This window comes from Tengunoibacter tsumagoiensis, assembly GCF_003967535.1.
Lineage (GTDB): Bacteria > Chloroflexota > Ktedonobacteria > Ktedonobacterales > Ktedonobacteraceae > Tengunoibacter > Tengunoibacter tsumagoiensis.
This window is the reverse complement of sequence record NZ_BIFR01000001.1, coordinates 1,657,835-1,681,382: the sequence shown is the minus strand read 5'-3', so window position 1 is coordinate 1,681,382 and position 23,548 is coordinate 1,657,835. Positions and strand designations below refer to the sequence as shown.

16 protein-coding genes are annotated in these 23,548 nt (G+C 50.4%); 8 read left to right on the top strand and 8 right to left on the bottom strand.

All coding sequences use genetic code 11. The features are described 5' to 3' along the window. Positions 1-13: 13 nt before the first annotated feature. Together EL628_RS06570 and EL628_RS06565 are read right to left on the bottom strand one after the other, a co-directional pair. Positions 14-1,066: a hypothetical protein gene (locus EL628_RS06570; RefSeq protein ID WP_126579173.1), complete on the bottom strand. Its 1,053-nt coding sequence runs from the start codon at positions 1,064-1,066 to the stop codon at positions 14-16. A 292-nt stretch (positions 1,067-1,358) separates the two neighbouring features. After that, entirely contained in the window at positions 1,359-2,339 is a 981-nt protein-coding gene (locus EL628_RS06565; protein WP_126579172.1) for a zinc ribbon domain-containing protein, read from the bottom strand. Positions 2,340-2,683: 344 nt separating this feature from the next. Between EL628_RS06565 and EL628_RS06560 the strand changes: the two genes are divergently transcribed. Further along, positions 2,684-4,825 carry a sensor histidine kinase gene (locus EL628_RS06560; protein WP_126579171.1) on the top strand — a complete coding sequence of 714 codons (2,142 nt, stop codon included), beginning with the start codon at positions 2,684-2,686 and terminating at the stop codon, positions 4,823-4,825. Between the two features lie 43 nt (positions 4,826-4,868). Next, on the top strand, positions 4,869-5,351 hold the full coding sequence (locus EL628_RS06555) for a response regulator transcription factor (RefSeq protein WP_126579170.1): 483 nt from the start codon (positions 4,869-4,871) through the stop codon (positions 5,349-5,351). Between the two features lie 108 nt (positions 5,352-5,459). Here EL628_RS06555 and EL628_RS06550 read toward each other — a convergent pair whose 3' ends face one another. From EL628_RS06550 to EL628_RS06530, 5 genes are all read right to left on the bottom strand, one after another. Continuing rightward, the gene (locus tag EL628_RS06550) at positions 5,460-6,605 is read right to left on the bottom strand and encodes a serine/threonine-protein kinase (protein ID WP_126579169.1); all 1,146 of its coding nucleotides are present in this window, start codon (positions 6,603-6,605) and stop codon (positions 5,460-5,462) included. A gap of 163 nt (positions 6,606-6,768) precedes the next feature. Further along, positions 6,769-8,040, bottom strand: a complete 1,272-nt coding sequence (locus EL628_RS06545; RefSeq protein WP_126579168.1) for an FHA domain-containing protein — start codon at positions 8,038-8,040, stop codon at positions 6,769-6,771. A gap of 159 nt (positions 8,041-8,199) precedes the next feature. Continuing rightward, positions 8,200-9,405 (bottom strand): FHA domain-containing serine/threonine-protein kinase, encoded by a 1,206-nt coding sequence (locus EL628_RS06540; RefSeq protein WP_126579167.1) that lies wholly within the window; start codon positions 9,403-9,405, stop codon positions 8,200-8,202. A gap of 323 nt (positions 9,406-9,728) precedes the next feature. Continuing rightward, positions 9,729-10,682: a ribose-phosphate diphosphokinase gene (locus EL628_RS06535; RefSeq protein ID WP_126579166.1), complete on the bottom strand. Its 954-nt coding sequence runs from the start codon at positions 10,680-10,682 to the stop codon at positions 9,729-9,731. 32 nt (positions 10,683-10,714) lie between these two features. Beyond that, positions 10,715-12,562 carry a S9 family peptidase gene (locus tag EL628_RS06530; RefSeq protein ID WP_126579165.1) on the bottom strand — a complete coding sequence of 616 codons (1,848 nt, stop codon included), beginning with the start codon at positions 12,560-12,562 and terminating at the stop codon, positions 10,715-10,717. Between the two features lie 514 nt (positions 12,563-13,076). Between EL628_RS06530 and EL628_RS30220 the strand changes: the two genes are divergently transcribed. Together EL628_RS30220 and EL628_RS06510 are read left to right on the top strand one after the other, a co-directional pair. Beyond that, the gene (locus tag EL628_RS30220) at positions 13,077-15,470 is read left to right on the top strand and encodes a beta-sandwich domain-containing protein (protein ID WP_174719955.1); all 2,394 of its coding nucleotides are present in this window, start codon (positions 13,077-13,079) and stop codon (positions 15,468-15,470) included. Between the two features lie 388 nt (positions 15,471-15,858). Further along, entirely contained in the window at positions 15,859-16,968 is a 1,110-nt protein-coding gene (locus tag EL628_RS06510; RefSeq protein ID WP_126579164.1) for a lipase family protein, read from the top strand. Between the two features lie 161 nt (positions 16,969-17,129). On the opposite strand, the gene hisG is transcribed toward EL628_RS06510, so the two are convergent. After that, positions 17,130-18,008, bottom strand: coding sequence for an ATP phosphoribosyltransferase (hisG, locus tag EL628_RS06505; protein WP_126579163.1), 879 nt, complete (start codon positions 18,006-18,008; stop codon positions 17,130-17,132). 981 nt (positions 18,009-18,989) lie between these two features. Here hisG and argH point away from each other — a divergent pair. The 4 genes from argH (at position 18,990) to EL628_RS06485 (ending at position 23,472) form a co-directional block, all read left to right on the top strand. After that, positions 18,990-20,405, top strand: coding sequence for an argininosuccinate lyase (gene argH, locus EL628_RS06500; protein ID WP_126579162.1), 1,416 nt, complete (start codon positions 18,990-18,992; stop codon positions 20,403-20,405). Between the two features lie 5 nt (positions 20,406-20,410). Continuing rightward, positions 20,411-21,676: an argininosuccinate synthase gene (locus EL628_RS06495; protein WP_126579161.1), complete on the top strand. Its 1,266-nt coding sequence runs from the start codon at positions 20,411-20,413 to the stop codon at positions 21,674-21,676. A 230-nt stretch (positions 21,677-21,906) separates the two neighbouring features. After that, complete coding sequence (locus EL628_RS06490) at positions 21,907-22,644, top strand: metallophosphoesterase family protein (RefSeq protein ID WP_126579160.1); 738 nt, start codon at positions 21,907-21,909, stop codon at positions 22,642-22,644. A 90-nt stretch (positions 22,645-22,734) separates the two neighbouring features. After that, positions 22,735-23,472, top strand: a complete 738-nt coding sequence (locus EL628_RS06485; protein ID WP_161975309.1) for a metallophosphoesterase family protein — start codon at positions 22,735-22,737, stop codon at positions 23,470-23,472. Positions 23,473-23,548 lie beyond the last annotated feature (76 nt).

Genomic DNA, 23,548 nt, shown 5'->3' with positions numbered 1-23,548 from the left:
GTGAGGCTGAGAGCTAGCCAACGGTAGGATTGGGAGTTGGATCAGCCTCAGCACTCACTGTGAAGGTCACAATCTGCGCCAATTGGGCATCTGTACAGTTGGAGGTTGCACACCAGTAGAGCTCAACTGCTCCTTGACCTGGGGTGGTATACACTGTCGAAAAATAGCCGATGGTATTCTCTGGTGCATGGGCAAAAAGAGCTGTATTGATCGGGCTACGATCCAGATACCAGATGGCCTTAATCGTTCCTGGTAGACCCTGTGATTCAATCCCAAAGACTATGTAAATCTCTTGCTGCGTAGTAAAGGTTGTCGCTGGTTGGGTCGGGTTATAATTATTATCGATCTGGGTGCTCAGCTGCGGATCAACCAGGGTGTTTCCAGCGCTCTCTTTCACCAGCTGACCCGAAGGACCATACTGGGCTGTCGATACTGGCACTACGGTTGGGCCACTGGCAACTCCATTGGTAAAGGGATTTTTGAGCGAGAGGAAAAAGATAATCAGCCCGATCAGGCTTACTACCAATAACGATAACCCTATATTTCCAAGAATAAGCAGAACCCTCTTACTATTACTGCGAGGGAGATCCTCCAGCATCTCGTCCTCAAGATCAGATTTCTGCGGTGGATGCATTACTTCAGCTGAATGAATAGATGGAAGCGCCAGTGTGGGCAGCTCCCTCAGGTCTCTTTCTTCTCTTCCAGAAACCTGTGCAGGACTGGACTGACCAATGGCTGGAGTTGCAAGCGTTGGTAGGTCCTCCAGCTCCACTTCTTCGCTATCTGGAATCTGGGAAGGGCTCACTACTTGAGTCGCAATAGTACTGTAGGCAGCAATATCAGCCTCTCCCGATCGTGCAACAGTACCTTCATTAGAGGAGACATTTGGGAGTGCTAACGTTGGCGCATCACTCACTGCTTCATCTTCAACCTGATCTGTAGCTATTCGATCGTCCTCAGGGGTTGGATAAATGATGTAAGGACGATAGGAAATCTGGCGCATACCGCAGCTTGTACAGATGAGTGTCTCTGGTTTTAAGGGTGTATCACAAGAATAGCAGTTCATCACAGAAGGACCTCCAGTAAAGTCCAGAATAGCTATTTGATAAGAGATAAGTATGCCTATGCTATAAATCTATATCAGGTTCATAGAGATAACCACAATAAAGAGCTCTAAGCTCTACTATAGCATGGACTTATATTCTTGTGTAGTGCGAAAAAGGATAAAAGCCTGCCATGACGATTGCTGTCATTATGGCAGGCTTCATCTCCGTTCACTCTCTTTCTTGACCTAACTACCCTGGCAATGGCCATGAGAGATGTCAATTATGAGAACTGCATTCTGAGAACTGCAACGGTTATTCACTAACCGTAAAATCAAGTTTTTGAGCGAGAACCTGATCAGTACAGTCGGTGGTACTTGCCCAATAGAGCTCAACTGAGGCAGGACCAGCTATACCAGGATAGAAATAGGAATAGGAATACGGATAAGATGCCTTCATTGCGACTTGAACATCCGTATCTTTGTCATGTTGTCCATTGAAGGTCCATTGAAGACAGACGGCACCAGCCTTTCCATGAGGGTCTGCCTGCCAGGCGACAAACACTTGCTCATTGACCTTAAATGTGGTTTCAGGCTGGCTGATCTTGCCCGTTTTTTCATCGACGGCACTGGCCATCTGAGCCGTAACGATATAATCTTTGCCAGGTAAATTTGTGCTAGCAGTAGGCGTCGCGATGGCAGTCTTTGCGGGTGTGGGGGTTGCAGGGGCTGTGGTTGGTTGAGTCTGTGCTACTGGTGTGGTGCCGGAGTTCGTTGAGCCTTGCGTTACGTCTGAGTGTGAGGATAGACCTTGCGCAAGAAAATAGATCACGAAAAGAAGGATGCCACCCAGAACCACACAGGCTCCTGCAATAAGAAAGCCCCTCGGCATCTTTTTTTGTTGCCCTCGAGAAGATTGTGGAACGCTTACAAATGGCAGTGGCTGTTGGGGATACGGACCTGGATAGCCTGGCGCTCCTTGATAAGGTCCCTGCTGTGCAGCAAATGGCTGCTGGCCTGGATAATTACCCTGTTGCGGCGGCCAGTTCTGCTGCTGCACTGGTTGGGCACCCTGTTGCGGCGGCCAGTTCTGTTGCTGCACTGGTGCTCCCCCCCACGCCTGTGGTCCCCCCATTGGTGCCTGTTGATTAGGTGGATACACACCTGGTTGTGCAAAAGGTGCATCTAGCTGTGAAGACGTGTTTGATCTTTTTTCACCACCACTGATGGCTACACCACAGCGGGGACAATGGGTCCGTGATGGTGAGAGCGGCAATCCGCATTGTGAACATCGCATACTACGATTATTCTCCCTTTTTGAACGATGGCCCCATGCTGGGCTGTATCATTCACTCTACCATGCTACGCCGATTTATTGTCAATATATTTTGCAAATTCTTCCATTTATAGGAAGAATGTCAGTTAACCTTGAAACACATTCTCAGCCATGGTTATGATTAAACGATTACCTATGCATAGGGCGATGGGGTTGTACTTGACACTATCAGATCCCACCACTACAATACAGTTAATAACGAAGATGATAAATATCAATAAGCTCATCATACGGCTCGTATGATGAGTTGTACTACTTTTTAGACCACCACAAAGGCCACATATTTAGGAAGGTGTACCGTAACAGTGGGCAATGATCAAGAGTCTTTACAATTACAATTGCCTCGCTTACAAGCCTGCTTACAGCACGTTTCAGGCGAGAGCCACGGGCCAGAAGAAGGCAGCGATGCCTGGCTCCTGTTAAATGGGCTAAGCGCGGCAGACGAGCTTCATGAAGAGACATGGATAGCCCACTTTGAGCAATCTGGTCGCTGGTTGGCAGAGCAGGGTGGAAGGTTGGATAGCCGCATCAGTAGCTTACAGCTTTACGTAGATGCTCTCTCAACTGAATTACAGGCAATCTATGCAGAACCGGGGCAGGCGGCTCAGCTCATCAAAGCCGTAGGGCTGCTCCATCACTTACAATCTCAAGCTGCTATTGCCTTAATTCAGGGCTATCAGAGCGTCACTGATCAGTATCGGCTGGAGAGCAATCTCACGACGCAACACCTTGAGCAGCGACTGATGGCCCTCCAGCGCGTCAATGGGGTCAGTAATTCGGCTATCGATCTGGATCAGACGCTCGAGATCACGGCACAGGTCATTGCAGAGGAGCTTCATGTCGAACTCTGCTCGATCTTTTTTTACGATGATCTCCAACGGGTGCTGACGCTTCGCGCGACAAATGGTCCTCGTCCTCTCGGTGGTATGCATTTTACACTCCGCCTTGGAGAGGGATACAGTGGCTGGGTTGCCGATAAGGGTCGCCCGCTTATTGTCAATGATGCGCTTACCGATGCAAATTTTTCATCAGAGGCTCACGCCTATCATACTGATTTTCGTGGCTTGATGGCTCTCCCTATTATCTTTTTTGGCAGTGCCGAACGCTTGATCGGGGTCATTAGTGTTCAATCCAGCGAGGCGCGAGATTTTACACGCGACGAGATCAGTTTTGTTGAGGTTGTTGCGGGCATCATTGCGATCAATATTGAGAATGGACGGCTCTATGAACAGACGGATGAGCAGTTACGGCGCAAAGTTCATGAGCTGGCCACGATTCACCGCGTCTCATATATTATTGCCTCAACCCTCAATCTCAGCGAGGTCTTGCAGATTATTACGACGCAGGCCGTTCACCTCTCAGGTGCCGAACGCTCCTGTATTTTTGAGCTCGATCCTGATCGACAACGGCTAGAGGTGCTGGCCCACTATGGGCTTGATAGCAATCTGGTCGCTCAGATGCAGATTGGCGTTGGCCAGTGTTGCGCCGGACGCTCTGTGCAGACGGGTCGCCCGAGTATGGCTGTCGATTGCTTCCAAACGGATGAGACCTGCTTTCTCCATAACGATCCTTTTGTATCACCTGAGATTCATTCGGTTCTCTGTGTTCCTCTGAAGGTCAAGGATAAGATCCTGGGCTGTATCTGCATTTATAGCAGCCATCGCCACCTCTTGAGCTCTGAACAGATGCAGCTAGTCATTACCTTTGCTAATGAAGCCGCTATTGCTATTGAAAATGCCCGGCTCTACGAAGAGACACGCCATGCCTCTGAGCTAAAATCAGTCCTGCTCCGAGAGCTCAATCACCGCGTGAAGAATAACCTTGCAACCGTTGCTGGTATTCTTTCGTTACAACGACGGCGCAGCAAATCACCCGATATTCGTAGCACTCTGGCTGAAAGCGTCAATCGTGTCCAGGGTCTGGCTGCTACTCATGATCTCCTTGCCCATGAGGATGTAAGCGAGGCTCGTATGGACGATATTGCACGCAAAATTGTCGGAGTGGCCAACGCAAATCTCTGCCCTCCCGATAAATACCTCACGTTCCGCGTGGATACCAGCCCGACTATTATCCCCTCACGCTCCGTTACGGTTCTGGCTCTCGTCATCAACGAGATGATCTCTAACGCTATCAAACATGGCCTGGCAAAAAAGTCGACCGGGACAATTACGGTTAAAGGCTGGGAGGAGGAGGGCATGGTCATTATGCAGGTCTGGGATACAGGGAGTGGACCAGATTTTGAGTCGATCGTTGATGAGCAAGGAGAGACCAGCGGTGAGGGATTGGGGCTTTCACTCATTAAACATCTTATTAGTGACCTTGGTGGAAAATTTGCTCTGCGCCGCGAAGCACTTCCCCTTGGAGATGAGGCGGATGCTCCCCTCGTCGAACAGACGGTAGCCGAGGTCCGTTTTCCACTTGTCAGACGCAATCGTATCTCCGCTTAAGAGAGCAGAGTATCACGGCGAATAGATCGGAGAAGCGCCAGATATGAACGAAGCAGAACAGGCAAGAAGAATTCTTCTGGTTGAAGATGAAGCAGCTCTTCGACAGGTGTTATGCTTCTTTCTTACTCAGCAGGGCTTTGAGGTACAGACGGTCTCGAATGATCTGGAAGCAATACAGACCATTCCCAGATTTCAGCCCCATCTCATTATCCTGGACCTTATTATGAAGCCAGGTTCGGGCTGGGAGGTTCTCCAATGGCTACGGCGGCAGCAGTTAACACCACAGCTTCCAGTTCTGGTCATCAGTGCTCTTGTGCATCTCTCAGAACAGCTACAGGGCTTTGAAGAAGGGGCCATTGAGTACCTCACCAAACCAACTCAACCCAGCATCATTGTTGAACGTGTACAAACGCTCCTGGCGTTAAACGTTGAACAGCGAATCGCCTTACAACACCAGCGTCTGGTTGAACAACGGCAAACGGTCAAACGTCTTCACGCCGCTCAGCCCGACGAATTTGTGTATTGAAAACCTATTAAACATATTGAACAGCCAGACCAGAATCAGGTTGGATTTGAAGAGTCAGGCCACCCGGTGACAGAACAAAAAAATCGACCCTCATCGGGTCGATTTTTGCTATGTTACCAGAGGTTGACCACATTTAGTACAGAAACGATTCCCCACTGGATTCGGCTCACCACAGATGGTGCACTGATTAAGCAGATAGCCGCAGCGGGTACAATAGCGCATTTGAGCACGATTGAGATTATGACAATTAAAACAGGTATAGAGCAACGGTGGTTGCCGATTCTCCCCCTGGGAAGAGGTCCGGGGTAAAGAGCCATAAGCATTGCCTGCTGGCCCCATAGGAGGTGGCTGCTGGCGTGGCGGATAATACGCAGGTCCAGGAGTTGGCGGGAGAGGAGGCGTACTGATAGCCAGAGCCTGTTTCAGCGCATTCCCCATCTCGCGAGCAGTCTGATAGCGTTGTTGAGGATTCTTCAACAGAGCCGTCATAATAATCTGTTCTAAAGCTGGCGAAAGAGTTGGATTAATAGACCGTGGCTGTGGGGGCTGTTCATAGATATGGCTATGAGCCAGAGCGGGGTAATTATCAGCCACAAAAGGAGTTCGCCCCGTCTGGGTCTCAAACAACATTACTCCAAGGGCATAAATATCAGCACGTCCATCTACCGGGCCACCCTGACACTGTTCAGGAGACATATACTCAGGTGTCCCCACACCAGCTCCTGGACGGGTCAGAGAATGATCTTGCGTACTGGCCAGAACCTTTGCAATACCAAAATCTGAGAGAATTGGTCGTCCAGACCGATCCATCAATACGTTGACTGGCTTAATATCACGGTGGATAATGCCCTGCTCATGGGCATACGTGAGCGCATCAGCCAGTTGGGTAAAAATCGTCACAACCTCTGCCGTGTCCATGGCCCGACCCAGCCGAAGCAACTGATCCATCCGTTGCTTTAGCGTACCACCATCCACCAATTGCATCACAATATAAAGATGACCATCCTGCTCATTGGCATCATGAACGGTCACAATATTGGGATGAGAGAGTCCGGCAACTAATCTGGCCTCAAGGTTAAAACGCTCAACGAAGTTCCGATCCGCGGCATACCAGGGCGGAAGAACCTTCACCGCGACATCTCGTCCCAGATTCTCCTGATGCGCTTTATATACCCTGGCCATACCACCCTGTCCAATAGTTGTCAGAATGCGATAGTTGCCGAGCATTTTTCCTATCAGATCATCTTGCTGCATGATAATATGATGCCACGCATGCGTGGTCTGCCTCTCCTCTGCTGGATTTCAGAGGCGGAGCTGCAGGTAAGCACCCGTGGCACCGTTTCCTCTCTAATTGACACTGTTGGAAAATCTCTGGCAGTCCTTGCTCTAAGCATACAAGCCCTGCCTCTACCTGTGCTTATTTACGGCCAAAGACAAGGACGGTCTGACCAAGTTGAACACGATCGCCCTCTTGCAACTGATAGGTCTGAAATTTATTTACCAGTTGTCCATTGACCTTTGTGCCGTTGGCGCTCCCTTCGTCTTTTAGCATGTAGTTGCCATTCCCCATATTTACAATGGTGGCATGCAAGCGTGAAACCGCCAGATCTTCTAAGAAGATATCGCTCTCACGGCTGCGCCCAATGCTTAAAGATTCTTTGCGCACCTCAAAGATACGTCCGGGCTCTTTGCCCTCTTCTACACGTACATATCCTAATGCTCCACCCAGACCTGGCTGTATTCCAGGCTGAGAGACGCCACGTAAGACGGTCTTATCGCTATCAGCTGGCACACCAAAGCCCCCAGGCTGTGGCCAGGCTGCATTGGCCGCTGGCTGAGCCTGCTGAAAAGGTGCTGCTGGCTGGTTCCAGGATTGGCCCGAACCGCCTCCAAAAGAGGCTGGCCCTTGCTGAGCTGGCTGACCCCACGACTGGCCCTGGTTCGCCTGAGGCTGAGCCCATGCATCCTGGGCGGCTGGTGCAGGGGTCTGTTCCCATGGCTGGGCCTGAGGATTGGCTGCACCCCAGGGATTACTCTGCTGGGCTTGCTGCTGAGCAGGCACATTCGCTGGCTGGCCCCAGGGATTGCTCTGCTGCTGGGCCTGAGCCTGCTGGCCCCAGGAATTATTCTGCTGCTGAGCTTGCTGCTGGCCCCACGGATTGCTCTGCTGCTGGGCGGCTGAGGCAGGGGCGGCTGCTCCCCACTCATTTCCAGGCTGAGACTGCGCCTGAGCCTGCTGACCCCAGGGATTACTCTGTTGCTGCTGGCCCCATGGCTGCTGAGCCTGAGGCTGGGCCTGCTGGCCCCAGGGATTATTCTGCTGCTGCTGAGCATCAACATTGGCCGCACCCCAGGGATTACTCTGCTGCTGCTGAGCCCCTACATTGGCTGCCCCCCAGGGATTAGCTGGCTGACCCCCTGTACTGGGAGCCCCCCAACCCGCAGGTTGTTGTGCCTGCTGCTGTCCCCAGGCAGCATTTGAGCCAGCCTGTTGCTGCCAGGCAGCGGCAGCATCAGGTTGGCGCTGCCAGTCCGCAGGCCTGCCTGCTGGATCAGAATCTTTCTTTTTACCACTGCGAAAGAGAAAGATACCAGCGATTAAAAGAATAAGGGCCAGAACAACTGCTGCGCCAGCAATAATCGTTGTCTGCAAAGCAAGAACGAAAGCTAGTGCCCCTTGCGCTATCATAACAGTTCACCTCTTAAAGCGTAGGGGCGGCATCCCCTCTCGCCATCCAATCAGGCCGGAAAGCAGGCCAGGCTGGGACGAGCTTGTTGCCACCCGATCTCATCGGGTACCTCATAGCGGCACCCCTACAACTGCGACTCAGTCGTTGTACACCACATTCTATCGCGCTTCGAAACGAACCTCAACACTTCCAAAACGGAGCAGGTCTCCATCTTTAAGTGTACGCTCCTCATGTGGTGTCAAAGTTACTCCATTTAAGCGAGTCTTGTTGAGAGCATTCAGGTCTTCAACGGTATAGGTGCCGTTCTGATTGCGCAGATAGGCATGCCGCCGTCCGACCGTTTTATCTGCCAGGCTAATTTCTGGGAAGATCCCCAGAGTTGGGTCCTGACGACCCACGACCATCAGTTCATTCTTTAAGGGGATAATTTGCCCATTAGAGAGAACGATAATACGAGCTTCTTTAGGCGGCGCTGGCCGCGATGGCCGCACGCCTCCTCCATCCGTGATTGGTCTCCCAGGCCCCCGCTCTACAATAGCCTGAATCTGCTCAAGAGCGGTAATAAACTCCTGAGGAGTTGCAAAGCGCTCGGCAGGCGACTTCGCCAGAGCCTTTTGCATGAAGGGGTCCATCTCCATGGGCAGATCTGGCCGTAGACGGCAAACAGATGGGATCTTATCATTGATATGCTTTAACACAATGTCAACGGCGGTCTCCCCTTTATACGGTGGGTAGCCGGTCAACATTTCAAACAGGACTGTAGCAACCGAATAAAGATCAGAACGCGTGTCGGCGGAACGCCCACTCTCGGCCTGTTCGGGCGAAATATAATAGGCCGTCCCCATAAATACATTAGATTGTGTTAATGTCACGGTATCCCGACCACGGGCTAGCCCAAAGTCGGTAATTTTTACCATATCCTTACTATTGATAAGAATATTTTGAGGTTTGATATCCCTATGCACTACCCCCTGTTTATAGGCCGCCTCTAACCCCTCCGCGATCTGTCGCGCATAGTGAAAGGCTCGCAATGCGTCCATTGGGCCCTGATTGACCATAAAGTACTTGAGACTCTGCCCATCAATATAGTCCATTACAATATAGTGCATATTGTCATCGTTTCCATAATCAAAGATCCGCACAATATGCGGATCACTGAGATTTAAGAGGATATGAGCCTCTCGCTGGAAACGCGCTAGCAGTTCGCCGTCATTGGAAAGTTCGAGATGCATGACTTTGATGGCATAAATACGATTATCATTCAGGTCGCGCGCAACATAGACTGTGGCAAAGCTTCCTCGTCCACGTTCATCGATGAGCTTATAACGACCCCTTATGACACGCTCAATCATGTCACCGTTCATAAAATCCCTTTCTGGATACCCATTCCCTCAATAAAGAATGGCAGGAAAGAAAGGCACGCCCTGAGGCGGAACATTTTTGCGTGGGAATACTCAAAACCCTTCATGCAAGCACACCAGGACACGTCTGGTCAGACACTCATTAACCAATAAGCAGCCCGGCCTCCTCTGTGCAACCATCGCTGGCTACAGGCCCCTAAAAAGACCTGACTGGCTTGAACTCCTTTAATAATAGGCTACTGCTCGCGGCTACATTATACACTATCCTTTCGGTTGTGTCATGATGCTATATATAATGGCTAGCAGATCTCTATCTGTCAGAGACTTTAACCAATACTGTAGAACATTTCACTAATACTCTCTCTGTTATGGATGCGCTTAATCGCTTCGCCAAACATCGAGGCGGCTGAAACGACCTCGATCTTGTGATTAAAGGTGACAGGCTGGTTCTCAACACTATCCGTAATCAACAGTTTTTTTAATGGGCTACGCTCCAGACGCTCTAATGAGCCTTCGGCAAAGACTCCATGCGTAATGGCCGCATAGACTTCACGCGCTCCATAGTTAATCAGTTTCTGAGAGACGTCGGCTAATGTTCCGCCTGAAAGGGTAAAATCATCAACAACGATGGCTGTTCTCCCTTTGACTTCGCCAATGATCTGGAGGATCTGGGCATTCTCATTATGAGCGACTCGCTCTTTGTAGGCGATTGCGATGGGCATTTCTAGATAGGCGGCAAAGCGTCTGGCCTGATGGGCAAAACCAACGTCGGGCGAGACAATCACACTCTCTCCCAATTGAAGCGCCTTGATTCTCTCACCCAATAATGGAAGCGCATAGAGATTATCGACAGGGATATGAAAGAAGCCCTGAATCTGTGGCGCATGCAGGTCCATCGTGACAACCCGGTCCGCTCCCGCTACCTCGATCGCATCCGCACAGACACGCGCTCGAATCGAGACGCGTGGCTCGTCTTTCTTGTCTCCTTTCGCATAACTAAAATAGGGTATGACGACTGTGACGGTCTCAGCACCAGCTCGCTTAAACGCGTCTATCCAGAAGAGGAGCTCCATAAAGGTGTCGTTAGCCGGAAAGACGGTCGATTGGATGATATAGATTCGACGCCCACGTACGTTCTCTTGAATACGCACAAAAATATTGCCATCCGAGAAACGTAACGTCTCACTCTTCCCTTGCGCAATCTGCAAATAGTTACAGATGCGCTCGGTTAGACGAAGGCTCCCACTGCCTGCAAAGACCTTGATAAGATCATCTGTCATAGCTTGCCTCCCCCACTACTTGTGACCCGAACTCAGTCTTCGTACCGCCCACCCAGATGGGTCGCCAGAAATTTTTCGGCTGCTGCGTAAAACTTTAAGCGATTGGCAGGTTTGGCAAAACCATGCCCTTCATCGGGGAAAAGAAGATATTCGTAGCTAATGCCTTTGTTCTTCATGGCGGCTACTATCTGTTCAGATTCCTCCTGCTTGACACGTGGATCGTTTGCTCCCTGAGCAATTAAGATGGGGATCTTGATCTTATCAACAAAGAACAATGGGGAACGCGAATGTAAAAATTCTTCGTCCGTGTCAGGATTGCCCACACGTTTATACATATCAGCGAGATAGGTCGACCAGTAAGCTGGAAATGACCGAATGAGCGTGACAAGGTTGCTCGGGCCTACAATATCTACTGCACAACAGAAGAGATCTGGGGTAAATGTTGCTCCGACAAGGGCTGCATATCCCCCATAAGAACCACCATAGATTGCAACACGTCCGGCATCTGCAATGCCCTGCTCCACTGCCCAGTTGACAGCATCAACCAGATCATTGTGCATATTACGGCCCCACTCTTTATTGCCTGCATTCAGAAAGGCTTTCCCATATCCAGTCGAGCCACGGTAATTTATTTGCAGACAGGCGTAGCCGCGATTTGCTAGCCATTGGGCTTCAGGGTGATATCCCCAGGCGTCACGATGCCAGGGACCACCATGCACGTTAAGCACTAATGGCAACTGGCTCTTCCTCTCACCAGCCGGGACCGTCAAGTAGCCATGGACAATTAAGCCATCTCGAGCAGTAAAGGTGATCGGCTCCATCTGGGCCAATGTATACTTACTTAATGCAGGCTGGTTATCAAACAGAAAGACTGCGCTCTGCTTTTTACGATCATAGACATAGTATGGCACAGGTCCATTATCTACGACAAATGCTATCAGCCACGTTGTGTCGGCATTGTCACGGCTGACCAGCGAGAAATCACCCTCATGAATATCATGAATACGGTCAATATCCAGTCTGATACTCTCATCCAGGACAGTCCATTCCATACGGTCTTTATTAAAAGCTACAGCCTGAATCTCGTGGGTGTCTGGATGGATAATTGCCCCTCCCACATCATATTGTGGGTCTTCGGCCATCACCGTTATCTCTTCCGTCTGAAGATCCATTTTTAGCAACCGACCAGCATTAACGCCTCGTGAGTCAATCAGGTACAGCATCTGACCATCCAGACTGAAACCAACAGGCCCGCTCGTCAGGACATCATCGGTATTCCATGTCAGCAGGCTCCGCCAGGGAGCGCTCTCTTCGTCGCGGATGAGGAGCTCCATACTCCCGTCGGGCTGGGCTGCCAGGGCCCCTCGGACGCGAAATTGTGCATCAATGACCCATTGAGCAATGGTACCTGGGTTCTCAGCGATGCGCCGCAGCCCACCTGTTGTCAGATCTAGATGATAGACATCGTGCACTTGAGGATTCTCTTTATTCATGGCAATAAGCAGTTCATTCGGAAAATGCTTATCTTGATCCAGAATCTGTACCTGTACATCCTCAAACGGCGTCAGATCGCGTGTCTCTTCCGTCTGAATGTTGGTTGCATACAGACGCCAGTTCTCGTTGCCACCAACGTCCTGAATGTAGAGAATATGCCGATTATCAAAAGCCCAAAAATAAAACCGTACTCCACGATCCGTATCTCTGGTCACTGCATGAAAATCATCACTCCCAATTGTGCCGACCCAGACGTTGAGTACACCCTCCACTGGAGCAAGATATGCCAGATGCTTCCCATCAGGCGAAATACGCGGACTCGTTTTCTCAGGATTCCCAAATAGTACGGTCCTGGGAATCAATTCAGTCTGTGAAAGTGTCGCCATTTCTGCTATCCTTCTAAATGTAAACTGCCTTCCGCATAGAAATGTAGTACTAAATGACTGTCTCCCCAAAGAGCCTCATCGTCAGCTTGTGAGCACAACTTCTGAGCGCAAACTGCCACTAACAACACGATTGAACCTCTGAATGTTTTCGCTCTCTTTTTGCCTGGAAAGCATAGCTGACCTTCTCCTCTCCATGAGATGACCCTTGAAACGAGAGAAATTTTCTCCTCTCCTTCTTAGGATACTGCAATGGATACTGCAATGAAGTGAAAGAATGGGCACTATCTCTATTACGTTCTACAGGCAAACATAGTTAGGCGGACGCCTGTCGAAATTCATAAAACCTTAACCACCTTGTAGTACCTCTCTACTACCTCATCCTCAGAAATGGCAAATGATCAAAAATACCATGTAACATACTTCATTGAAGCACTTTGACATATTTCTCAACAAACAAGTGTCCTATTAATCGTTACATTCGAATATATAACACACAGGAGATGGTAAAGAGAGTATGGATCTGTTAACGAGACCACCAGCGCATGGCAAGCCAAATGCCATCAAGTATGGGGCAAGACGCCGTGGACCCTTCTCTCCACTGGCACTGGTGAGCATTGTAGTGACCTTGTTGATCGTAGTTGGAGCAAGTATTTTTTTCTTTGTGCGTCCGCTCTTCGGCTCTCACGCTGCCGCTGTCAATGCAGATTGCACATTGCTTGTTCCCCCCAATCCACTTTCAGCAGAGGGTCTGGCCACTCCCTATCAATTGGCTCCCCTCGATCCAGCCAATGGTCCCTGCAATGAAGCCAATGCCACGCAGGCAGCCTTTGTGCAGGGAGCAGTGATCGATCCCGCAACCGGACAGATTAGTATCTATAATCCACTCGTCGTTGATCAGGGCAAAGAACCTGCTATCAAACCGGTTGTTCCACAGCTACCGGCCAATGGCATCGTTGGACTCTGGTTCGGTTTTAATGGCGGGACGCTCACTCTAAAAGATTCCAATGGTAGTCTCCAACAAGGGACATGCGTCAATGGCACCGATGGTACCATCTTTGGTCAGTTCGCCTATTGTAACGCCCCCGCTTTTTTCCAAGCTGCACGTCAGGCGATTAAAGCTGGCAAGCTCACACCGCCTGCTTTAGGAACGGCTAAAGATGGACAGCCCTGTCCAACTGTTCGCGATTTTAGTGTTGTCGATCAGGATCAAAGCGATAATGTGACCACAACCTATCTGATTAATGGCGATGGGCAGACTGCTCAGATGAACGCTGCCAATAGCATGGCGCTACAGAATGCTCAGACTCAGGTGAATGGCAGTGATAATCGTCTGGTCTCTATTGCGTTGGATGGAGTGCTGGGCTGTACTCCCTGGAAAGCTCCTGATCTCGCTGATCCAGGGCAGATGATCACGGCACTCCCTCTTAATGAACTGATGGCGGCAACGCATCAGGCCGCACCAGTTGCGCTCGTACCATTGATTGATCCCATGACGCTGAATAATGGCAACGCTGATCTCAATAAAACCAATGCCTATCGCATTGGCGTCGATCAGAAGCCCGCTGGAAATCAGAATGCTGCCAGTGGCAAGGCTTATTGTCAGCAATTGCTTGATATTGCGGTTCCTCGACTGGTGCTCGATGCTCCTCTTACCGTCAAAGGAAATGCTCCCGATCCAGCCGTCGGCAACACGCTCTTTACATTCTTAATTCAGCGCTTTGTAAATGCGTTTGGCGCCGATAACCTCAATTGTGTCCAATTATTGGGCAAAGCCGACCCACTAGCCACAACTCAGGATGGCAATGGCGTCGCTATCAGTGCAACGCTCAATGGTCAGCCCATCAATACAACACCTGCAACAGGGACTGGCACTGGCACTGGCACTGGGACCGGGACTGGCACTGGCACTGGGACCGGGACTGGCACTGGCACTGGCACTGGGACCGGCACTGGTACGATGGCTCCAAACTGTAATATCAATGGAACCGCAGTCGCTGGTTGTATGGGGACAACAACCATCAATGGTCAGAATTGTACAGTGGCATTTGCTAACGGAACGGTAAATCTCCAATGTGCCGCTACTGGCAAAGGGACCGGGACAGGTGCTGGCACTGGCAATACTGGGACTGGCACCGGCACTGGCAATACTGGCACTGGCACTGGTAATACTGGCACTGGTAATACTGGCACTGGCACTGGCACTGGCACTGGTAATACTGGCACTGGCACTGGCACCGGCACTGGCACTGGCACTGGCACCGACACTGGCACTGGCACTGGCACTGGCACTGGTAATACTGGCACTGGCACCGGCACTGGCAATACTGGTGGAGGACAGACTGCTATCTCGTTACCGTTCAACAATACAGCCATTAGCAATGATGGTGATCAGCAAGGGGCCAATTTTGATAGCCTGGGCATTAGCTATTCAGCTCAAGCACTTCAAAACGCTGGACTGACCCCTGGTGGTATGGTGACCTTCAACGGTGCGAATTTTGTCTGGCCAAATGTTGCTGCGGGACAGCCTGATAATGTTGTCGCACAGGGCCAGAAGATTGCGATTACTCCTGTCCAGGGTGCGACGACGCTCTCGTTTCTGGGTGCTTCAGGACTTGGACCTGCCACTGGTGAGGCAACCATTACCTATACCGATGGCAGTACTCAGGATTTTCAACTGGCTTTTAGCGATTGGACCTTGAATCACAATGGTTCGGCGCCTCTGGCCAATAATCAAGTCGTCGCCGTTACACCTTATCGCAATGTCCCTCATGGTGGAATGCAGGATCATATGCCCAATATCTTTTATACAGATGTTGCGCTTCAGGCCGGAAAAACAATTCAGAGCGTCACACTACCAGGCCATGTCGATCGAGGCAATCTACATGTCTTTGCTATCACTACAAAATAGGATAGCAAAGTGGAGTGAAACAAACAAGCAAATAAGAAGCTCTCAGGTCTCTTGAGCTTACGGATGCTAAAAGGAGTCAGGAGCTTTGCTATCCAGACATGATTCAGAGGATCGTGGATAGCAAAGATCCTGACTCCTTCGCTACCAATACGTGTTGCCTGAGATCTCTCTATCTGCAAAATTGCTCGAAAATGCAGTTCTATTAGATATGGCTGTGTCTAGAATAGGGCTCATGCAAGCTTCAACTGGATCACTATTTAACGCCTTATTCTAGAGCGATGCTGGCTGGCTTTGTATGGCCCGGACTGGATCTTAAACTCTTTCATCTGGTCCCTTTGAGCGTTTCTTTATTTCGTTTATTTTATCGTTTAAGGAAGGATTCCTTATTATGCCACTATCTGCCTGGCGCAAAGGATTTTCGACGTCAAAGCTCTTCTTTCTGGCCCTATTGTCCAGTGGGCTGCTTCTCATTCTGTTTCCGACCCAGACTCTGGCTGCCTCTTCTTCAGCCCCTCTTCTCAGAAAACCTGGAGTACGCTCACTGGTAGCGCCGCGTGCAACAAATATTCATGAGAGCATTGTGGCTGTTCATGGCTTGAACGGTGGTGATGGTCCCTTTGGCAGCGCAACCTATGGTAGCCAGACGATGCCAGGCTGCGACACATACTGGGCCGATGCACGCACTTTTATGGCCAGCCAGTGGCCTGGCGACTTCCGCCAATTGAGCTACTATAACGAGGAGGTGAAAACAGATGGCTCGGGCTGCGCGGATAATGGAGCAGAGAAAACCTATTCCGCAAATCTTCAGGTGCAGACCTACCGCAGCCATTGCACAAATTTCTTTGGCGGCAATGAAGGCACAAACAATGAGGATATTAACCATCTTAGTTGCCTGCTAGCCTGGTATCTCTACTATAATTTTGGGCAACACGGCTGGCAGGTTATTCTGGTGGGGCACAGTATGGGAGGCTTGATTATCCAGCGTACGCTTGAGTTAGAGCAACAACGGAATGCAAACTTCCCACCATCAATTGGCAATGTCACCGATGCGATTACGTTCAATACGCCGCATGCTGGTGTCCTGCTAGCGGTATTTTCCTGCTTTGCCTGTCGTCAAGGACAACAGATGTATAGCAATAGCAATCTAATTCAGGATCTTACGGCTAATGGCAGACATCCTGATGCCGGAGGTACCGATTGGACAGTCATTGGTAGCGATTGTGATGGGCTGGTGCATTCAGATACTGCGGTTGGAATGGGGGCCAATCACAAGGTCATCTATGTCAATGACTCAGGCAACACTGCCTGCTACGACCATGGGAGCGCTCTGCACGATTTCTCGCTCCAATTGGATGGCCATGCACTCTATTGCGATACAACCTCTCCTTTGAGTAGCGATTGTGATGGAACCTCAGGAAATCATTGGACCAGTGAGCAAACAAATTATCCTCACGGCCTCTATGAGCTGTATCAAGCAACTGCCAGTTACTACTGGTGATAAAACAGGGCAGATTGGTGCTGCCCTTCTTTCTACAACTGTTGTTCGCTAAGCAATCCTGAACTATCGGGAGATCACTAGACAGAAAGAAACCTCTTGAGATTGACTGTGAGTAACCAGGCCTCACAGCTTCTCAGGAGGTTTCCAGTTCCAGGTCGCTCCTACACAAACATTTTTTCGATGGAGGAGACGAGAATCCCCTGCGCCCCGCGCCGCTTAAGCTCTTCAATCGCTTCCCAGAAGACATCCTCACGAATAGCGGTATGAACGGCCATCCACTCCGGATCAGCAGTCGGCAAAACGGTAGGTGACTTCAGGCCGGGCATGAGATTTGAGACGTAGTCAAGCTCATGGCTGGGCACATTCATCATGACATATTTGTACTCGGCAGCCGATAAGACGCCGCGAAATCTTGTAAGCAGACGTTCGATAATCGATGACTTATGGGTATTGGAGAGAGAATTTGGGTTGGCAATAATGATCGATTGTGACTCTAACACGGTATCAATAGCAACCAGATCGTTCAGCTTCAGACTGCTTCCAGTACTGACCAGATCGACGATCGCAGCCGCGACACCAAGCGCCGGTGTAATCTCCACGCTCCCGCTAATGGGGATAACGTTAACGGGAATATCCCGCTCGGCAAAAAAGCGTTGCGTACTATTGGGATACGAGGTCGCAACTTTACAGCCAGCCAGCTGTTTCACATCACTGATGCCACTATCGGCAGGGACCGCAACCATGAGGGTGCACTGACCATAGTTGAGCGGCATGAGCTCCTGAACATTTTTCTCGGCCTCAACCATCAGATTACGGCCAACGATGCCAAGATCAACCACGCCCTCGGCAACATACTCTGGAATATCGTCATCGCGCACAAAGAGGATATCCATCGGAAAATTCCGACAATTACTAAACAATCTCTGCTTGTAGGCATCAAATTGTAGGCCAACTGTGCGTAAGAGATTCCGTGTATCTTCTGTTAAACGGCCATCCTTCTGAATGGCTAGTTTAAGGTGATCTCCATTTAATTTCACCATGGCTAGAGCACTCTCCTGTCTTGATAGTTCCAACTCGAATCTTTTAGTCCATCCACTTTATGGCAATAAAAAACACCTTCCATTCCCTCAACAACTGAGGAACGAAGGTGTATCCGCGGTCCCATCCTCTTTTCTGCCCGGCAGGAGCAGACTCTCATTCTAACACTTACCCGTTAATGGTAAGGATTAGCAGCTCTGTATAACGGATGAGCCGATCCGCTGTGCTTCTGCTACCAGCTTTTCGCACAAGGCTCTCGTGGTGTGTTCGGTCGCCGACAACCCTGGACTTGCACCATCCTCCAGGTCGCTGCTGCTGTCAGTTCAGCCTACTGCTCCTCGATCCAGACGCCTCTTATCTTTTCAGTCTAAGTATATAAATCATAACGGCTCAAAGTCAAGAGACCATTATGTGTAAGGTATCTCTCATTCGGCTCTCAATTATAGTCAGTGCTGATTTGACTTTTCATAGAGCTGCTGTTATGCTAATAGGCAATATCAAAAGATAGTATAACCCGTGTTGATCGAAATTAGTACGAAAGCAGCAGCCAACAGCGATCCGAAGCAGAGTGAAAGTTCGGAATGGTCGGGCGCTTTCAGAACGCATTCGTGAACGGCTGGCCGAAGAAAGTCTGTGTTGTGTCCCCATTAGAGTTGTTCACAACCAACAAGTAGGGCAGGTGGGTGGTTCCCACGTCAAAGCAAACCAGGGAAAAAGTGGTCTTCCAGGGTTCTCGCTCTCATCAGAGCCACTCTTGATGGCAAGGTCAGACGAGAAAACGTGTAAGACAATTAGGGTGGCACCACGGGTGTGTTTGGGAGATTGTTCCCTCGCTCTCGTCCCTTCAATGTTTTAGAAGGGGACGAGATTTTTTTTATCCTCTGCGTCTCCTTCCATGACCATTGACTTTGAAGGAGTCTCCATCTCATGGTACGATCTGCTACTCATTGCACTTCTTTTCAATCGCTGGAGGGAGGGGCTCTATGAGCAAATTATGGCAAAAGGGCTATAGCGTTCATCAACTGGTCGAGCGCTATGAGGCGGCCCAGAATAGCCTGCTGGATACGCGGCTCATTCGACATGATGTCTGGGGTTCGCTCGCTCATGTGACGATGCTCCATCATATTGGTGCTCTGAACAATGAAGAGCTACAGGAGCTTCAGAATGCTTTCCGTGAGGTTTTAGCACAGGAGAGCACGCACGAGTTTACCGTCCAACCTTCCGATGAAGATGTTCATACCAGCATCGAGAATTATCTGGCCACCCGGACAGGAGCCAGCGGGAAGAAGATTCATCTGGCTCGCTCCCGCAACGATCAGGTTCTCGTCGATCTTCGCCTGTATGGGAAAGAGCAGCTCCATCTCATCGCTCGGCGCCTGCTGGATCTGAGTGCGGCCTTTCTCGCCTTTGCCCGGGCTACCATTGAGGTTCCTCTCCCTGGCTATACCCATATGCAGCGCGGGATGCTCTCCTCAGTTGGCTTGTGGGCGACCAGTTTCGCCGAGGCCCTCTTAGACGATGAGCAGCTCCTGGCGGCAGCATATCAGCTCAATGATCAATCTCCGCTGGGCTCTGCCGCAGGCTATGGCGTCCCCTTACCCATCGATCGCCAACTGGTCGCAGATCTCCTGGGCTTTGCGCGTGTGCAGAATAATGTGATCTATGTGCAGAATGCCCGTGGCAAGATCGAGGGGGCCATCGTTCAGGCCTTGATGCAGATCATGTTGGATCTCAGCAAATTTGCTCAGGATGCGCTCCTCTTCACTACCAGTGAATACAGCTTTCTGCAAGTTCCTCAAGAGCTCTGCGATGGCAGCAGTATCATGCCTCAGAAGCGCAATCTCAGCATTATGGAGCTCGTCCGCGCTCGCACTCAGACGATGCTCGCACTACAACAGCAGATCCTGGGGATCGTCTCCGGGCTCCCCTCTGGCTACAATATGGACTATCAAGAGACCAAGCGACCATTTATGGAGGCGCTCGATCTGGTCCAGGAGAATCTCGAGATCTGTACGTTACTTGTCAATAATCTTCAGGTGAATGAAGAGAAGGCTATTGCCGCCTGCACCTTTGAACTCTTTGCCGCCGACCGGGCCTATGAGATGGCCTTGCAAGAAAACATCCCGTTCCGCGATGCGTATCGCATCGTAGGAAAAGAGGTCACAGCACAACTTGATCAGCAGCTTCCCTTCCCCGTAGAGAGTAAAGAGCAGCTCGTTACACGCCTGCGAGCTCGCAATCATCTGGGTGGGGCTGGCAATCCTGGTCTGTCCCAGGCGGAGCAGCGCCTCTCCACAGCTCAAGCTAGCTGGGATGCTCGCAGCACAACTTTTACACAGGCTATTCAAGCGCTGGTTGGAACCACAACGATACACTTCGCAGAAACTGAGGAGGAGTAACATCTATGGGCACTGTTGTACTCGCTTATTCTGGTGGACTTGATACGTCCGTTGCGATCCGCTGGATCAAAGAGAAGTATGATCTGGATGTCATTGCCGTCACGATTGATGTTGGGAATGATCGCGATCTGGAATCGATCGCCGAACGCGCTCGCAAGACGGGTGCCGTCAAAGCCATGATTATCGATGGCAAGACCGATTTTGTACGCTATTTTGTCTGGCCCGCTCTCCAGGCTGGTGCAATCTATGAAGGCCAGTATCCTCTGGCTACTGCACTTGCTCGCCCGCTCATTGCTCGTCTGCTGGTTGAGGTGGCGCGGCAGGAAGGGGCTGTGGCAGTGGCTCATGGCTGTACTGGCAAAGGCAATGATCAGGTCCGCTTCGATGTCTCCATTAACACACTGGCCCCCGATCTCAAGATCATCGCCCCTGTACGCGAATGGAGCATGACCCGCGATAATGAGATCGCCTATGCGGCTGAGCACAATATTCCCATTACCGTGACCAATGCCAGCCCTTATTCTTTTGATCAGAATCTCTGGGGACGCAGCGCCGAATGCGGCGTCCTGGAAGATCCCTGGGCCGAGCCACCCGAAGAGGTCTATGGCTGGACCGCCAATCCCGATAGCGTCGGGCATCTAGAGCCCACGTATGTGGAGATTACCTTTAAACATGGTATCCCGGTAGCGCTCAATGGCGAGGAGATTGAAGGGCACACCCTCATCGAGACGCTTAACCACGAGGCTGGCAAATATGGTATTGGCCGCATCGACCATGTTGAGAATCGTCTGGTTGGTATTAAATCACGCGAGATCTATGAAGCGCCCGCCGCTACCGTCCTGCATGCTGCCCATAATGCACTGGAGACGCTTACACTGAGCCGCGATCAGGTCCGCTTCAAAGAGAGTGTTGCGGGCGAATATGCGCGCTTGATCTACAATGGGCAGTGGTATAGTGCTCTGCATCAGGATCTGGCAGCCTATGTTCAGAGCACACAGCGCTTTGTCAGCGGCACGATCCGCGTCAAGCTCTCCCAGGGCCGCTGCGCTATTGTTGGACGCAAATCTGAGCATTCGCTCTATAGCCATGGCCTGGCGACTTATGATAGCGGCGATCAGTTCGATCATAACGCTGCTCTCGGCTTTATCAAGCTCTGGGCCCTGCCTCTGAGCACCCAGGCTCAGGCTCAACTGCTCCCATCTGTTGGCTTCGAGGGGAATCTACTCGATAGTGGGAAGACAAAGATCCAGGTTCCAGCAGAGAAAGAGTAACGTGCTATTGCACTCACTGGCACGTTACGTTCATCCCGTTCGCTAGTTATAGTTGATAGTGGTCCTTCATCGTTGACCTTATTCTAAATACACTGTTCTGCGGTGGAAGAGATGTGGCATCTGCTTTGGGCTGGCCCACACCATTTTCTACCACAGAACTTTTTTTTACTGATCCCTGGCAATGTACTGGTAATGTACTGGTCCCTAGCAAACAGAAAGGACGTATCTAGATGCGCCTGGCACTAATCTCTGATATTCATGGCAACCTTACTGCGCTCGAAGCGGTCCTTGCTGATATTGCTCAGCGGCAGATTAAAGAGATTATCTGCCTGGGTGATGTCAGTACTGGTGGACCACATCCTCGCGAAGTCTTGCGGCGCATCCAGGCCCTGGACTGTCCTGTGGTCATGGGAAATAATGATGATTGGGTCCTCTCGCCTCGCCTGCGCGACTGCACCACTCAGACCGCTCAAAACAATCAGGATATTAATCTCTGGTGCACGCAACAGCATACTAAAGCCGATAAAGATTTTATTCGCACTTTTCATCCGAATATCAGCTGGCCCCTTCCAAATGGGAAGATTCTGCTCTTCTATCATGGTTCGCCCCGCTCATTTAGCGAATTTATTGTTCCGACCACCCCCAATGAGATCTTTGAAGAGGCTTTTGCTGGCTTCGAGGCCGATATTTTTATTGGCGGCCATAGCCATATGCAGATGTTCAGGCGCTATCGCAAAAAGATTGTGATCAATCCTGGGAGTATTGGGCGAGCGATGGATCGCGTCTTCCCACTGGAAGAGGTACGCCATTCTCCGTGGGCTGAATATGCGATCCTGACCATTGAAGATGGGGGGCTCAGCGTCGAACACCGCCATGTCCAATTTGATATCCATGCCTTTATTCGCGACATCCACACCAGTGGCATGCCGCATGCTCAATGGCTCGTCGATAAATGGAATCTTCACTAGCTCTTTTCTTCTCACAATAGACCATCTATAACTCTTTTTCCCTTGAATCGTAAACAGAGAGGAATGTGCTTATCAAGAAAGGATGTAAGGATGCGTCTGGCACTTATCGCTGATATTCATGGCAATATGACTGCTCTAGAGACCGTCCTCTCAGATCTCCACAAACGGTCAGTAGATCAGATTATCTGTTTGGGAGATGTGACGGCTGGCGGAGCTCAGCCACGTGAGGTCTTGCGCAGTATCCAGAAACTTGGTTGTCCCGTCATTATGGGCAATAACGATGCCTGGCAGATCAATCCTCGCTTGACAATCAAAGATAATCTCATTGATGCACATAATCAGGATATTAATCTCTGGTGCTCCCAACAATATACTGAGAGTGAGAAAGATTTTCTTCGTACCTTTCAGGCTACCGTCAATTATCCCTTGCCAGGTGGCAAGAACCTGCTCTGTTATCATGGTTCGCCCCGCTCATTTCGCCAATTTCTGAATCCAATCACTCCAAATGAAACGTTAGACGAGGCCTTTGCTGGCTATACGGCTGATATATTTGCAGGCGGCCATACGCACTTTCAGATGTTTCGCCGCTATCGTGATAAATTAGTAATCAACCCTGGCAGCGTTGGTATGGCCCTGAATCGCGCATTTCCACTGGATGAGACCCGCTATACCCCCTGGGCCGAATATGCGATCCTTACGCTGGAACAGGATGAGGAGGGCGTTGAGCTCCGTCGCATCCCTTTCAATCTACAGGCTTACCATCAAGCTATCCTGGCCAGCGGACTCCCACATGCCGAATGGCTCATTGATGAATGGACTCCACGTTAACGCCCAGCCAAAACCTTGACAATCCTCTCTTTTTCAGTTACTATATCGTCAATGGATATATCCGTTGACGATATAG

Excerpts from the sequence above, each read along its gene's own strand:
- EL628_RS06530 (WP_126579165.1), bottom strand. The coding sequence starts at position 12,562 with ATGGCGACACTTTCACAGACTGAATTGATTCCCAGGACCGTACTATTT.
- EL628_RS06555 (WP_126579170.1), top strand. The coding sequence starts at position 4,869 with ATGAACGAAGCAGAACAGGCAAGAAGAATTCTTCTGGTTGAAGATGAA.
- EL628_RS30220 (WP_174719955.1), top strand. The coding sequence starts at position 13,077 with ATGGATCTGTTAACGAGACCACCAGCGCATGGCAAGCCAAATGCCATC.
- EL628_RS06535 (WP_126579166.1), bottom strand. The coding sequence starts at position 10,682 with ATGACAGATGATCTTATCAAGGTCTTTGCAGGCAGTGGGAGCCTTCGT.
- EL628_RS06510 (WP_126579164.1), top strand. The coding sequence starts at position 15,859 with ATGCCACTATCTGCCTGGCGCAAAGGATTTTCGACGTCAAAGCTCTTC.
- EL628_RS06565 (WP_126579172.1), bottom strand. The coding sequence starts at position 2,339 with ATGCGATGTTCACAATGCGGATTGCCGCTCTCACCATCACGGACCCAT.
- EL628_RS06495 (WP_126579161.1), top strand. The coding sequence starts at position 20,411 with ATGGGCACTGTTGTACTCGCTTATTCTGGTGGACTTGATACGTCCGTT.
- argH (WP_126579162.1), top strand. The coding sequence starts at position 18,990 with ATGAGCAAATTATGGCAAAAGGGCTATAGCGTTCATCAACTGGTCGAG.
- EL628_RS06545 (WP_126579168.1), bottom strand. The coding sequence starts at position 8,040 with ATGATAGCGCAAGGGGCACTAGCTTTCGTTCTTGCTTTGCAGACAACG.
- EL628_RS06570 (WP_126579173.1), bottom strand. The coding sequence starts at position 1,066 with ATGAACTGCTATTCTTGTGATACACCCTTAAAACCAGAGACACTCATC.
- EL628_RS06550 (WP_126579169.1), bottom strand. The coding sequence starts at position 6,605 with ATGCAGCAAGATGATCTGATAGGAAAAATGCTCGGCAACTATCGCATT.
- EL628_RS06485 (WP_161975309.1), top strand. The coding sequence starts at position 22,735 with ATGCGTCTGGCACTTATCGCTGATATTCATGGCAATATGACTGCTCTA.
- EL628_RS06540 (WP_126579167.1), bottom strand. The coding sequence starts at position 9,405 with ATGAACGGTGACATGATTGAGCGTGTCATAAGGGGTCGTTATAAGCTC.
- EL628_RS06490 (WP_126579160.1), top strand. The coding sequence starts at position 21,907 with ATGCGCCTGGCACTAATCTCTGATATTCATGGCAACCTTACTGCGCTC.
- hisG (WP_126579163.1), bottom strand. The coding sequence starts at position 18,008 with ATGGTGAAATTAAATGGAGATCACCTTAAACTAGCCATTCAGAAGGAT.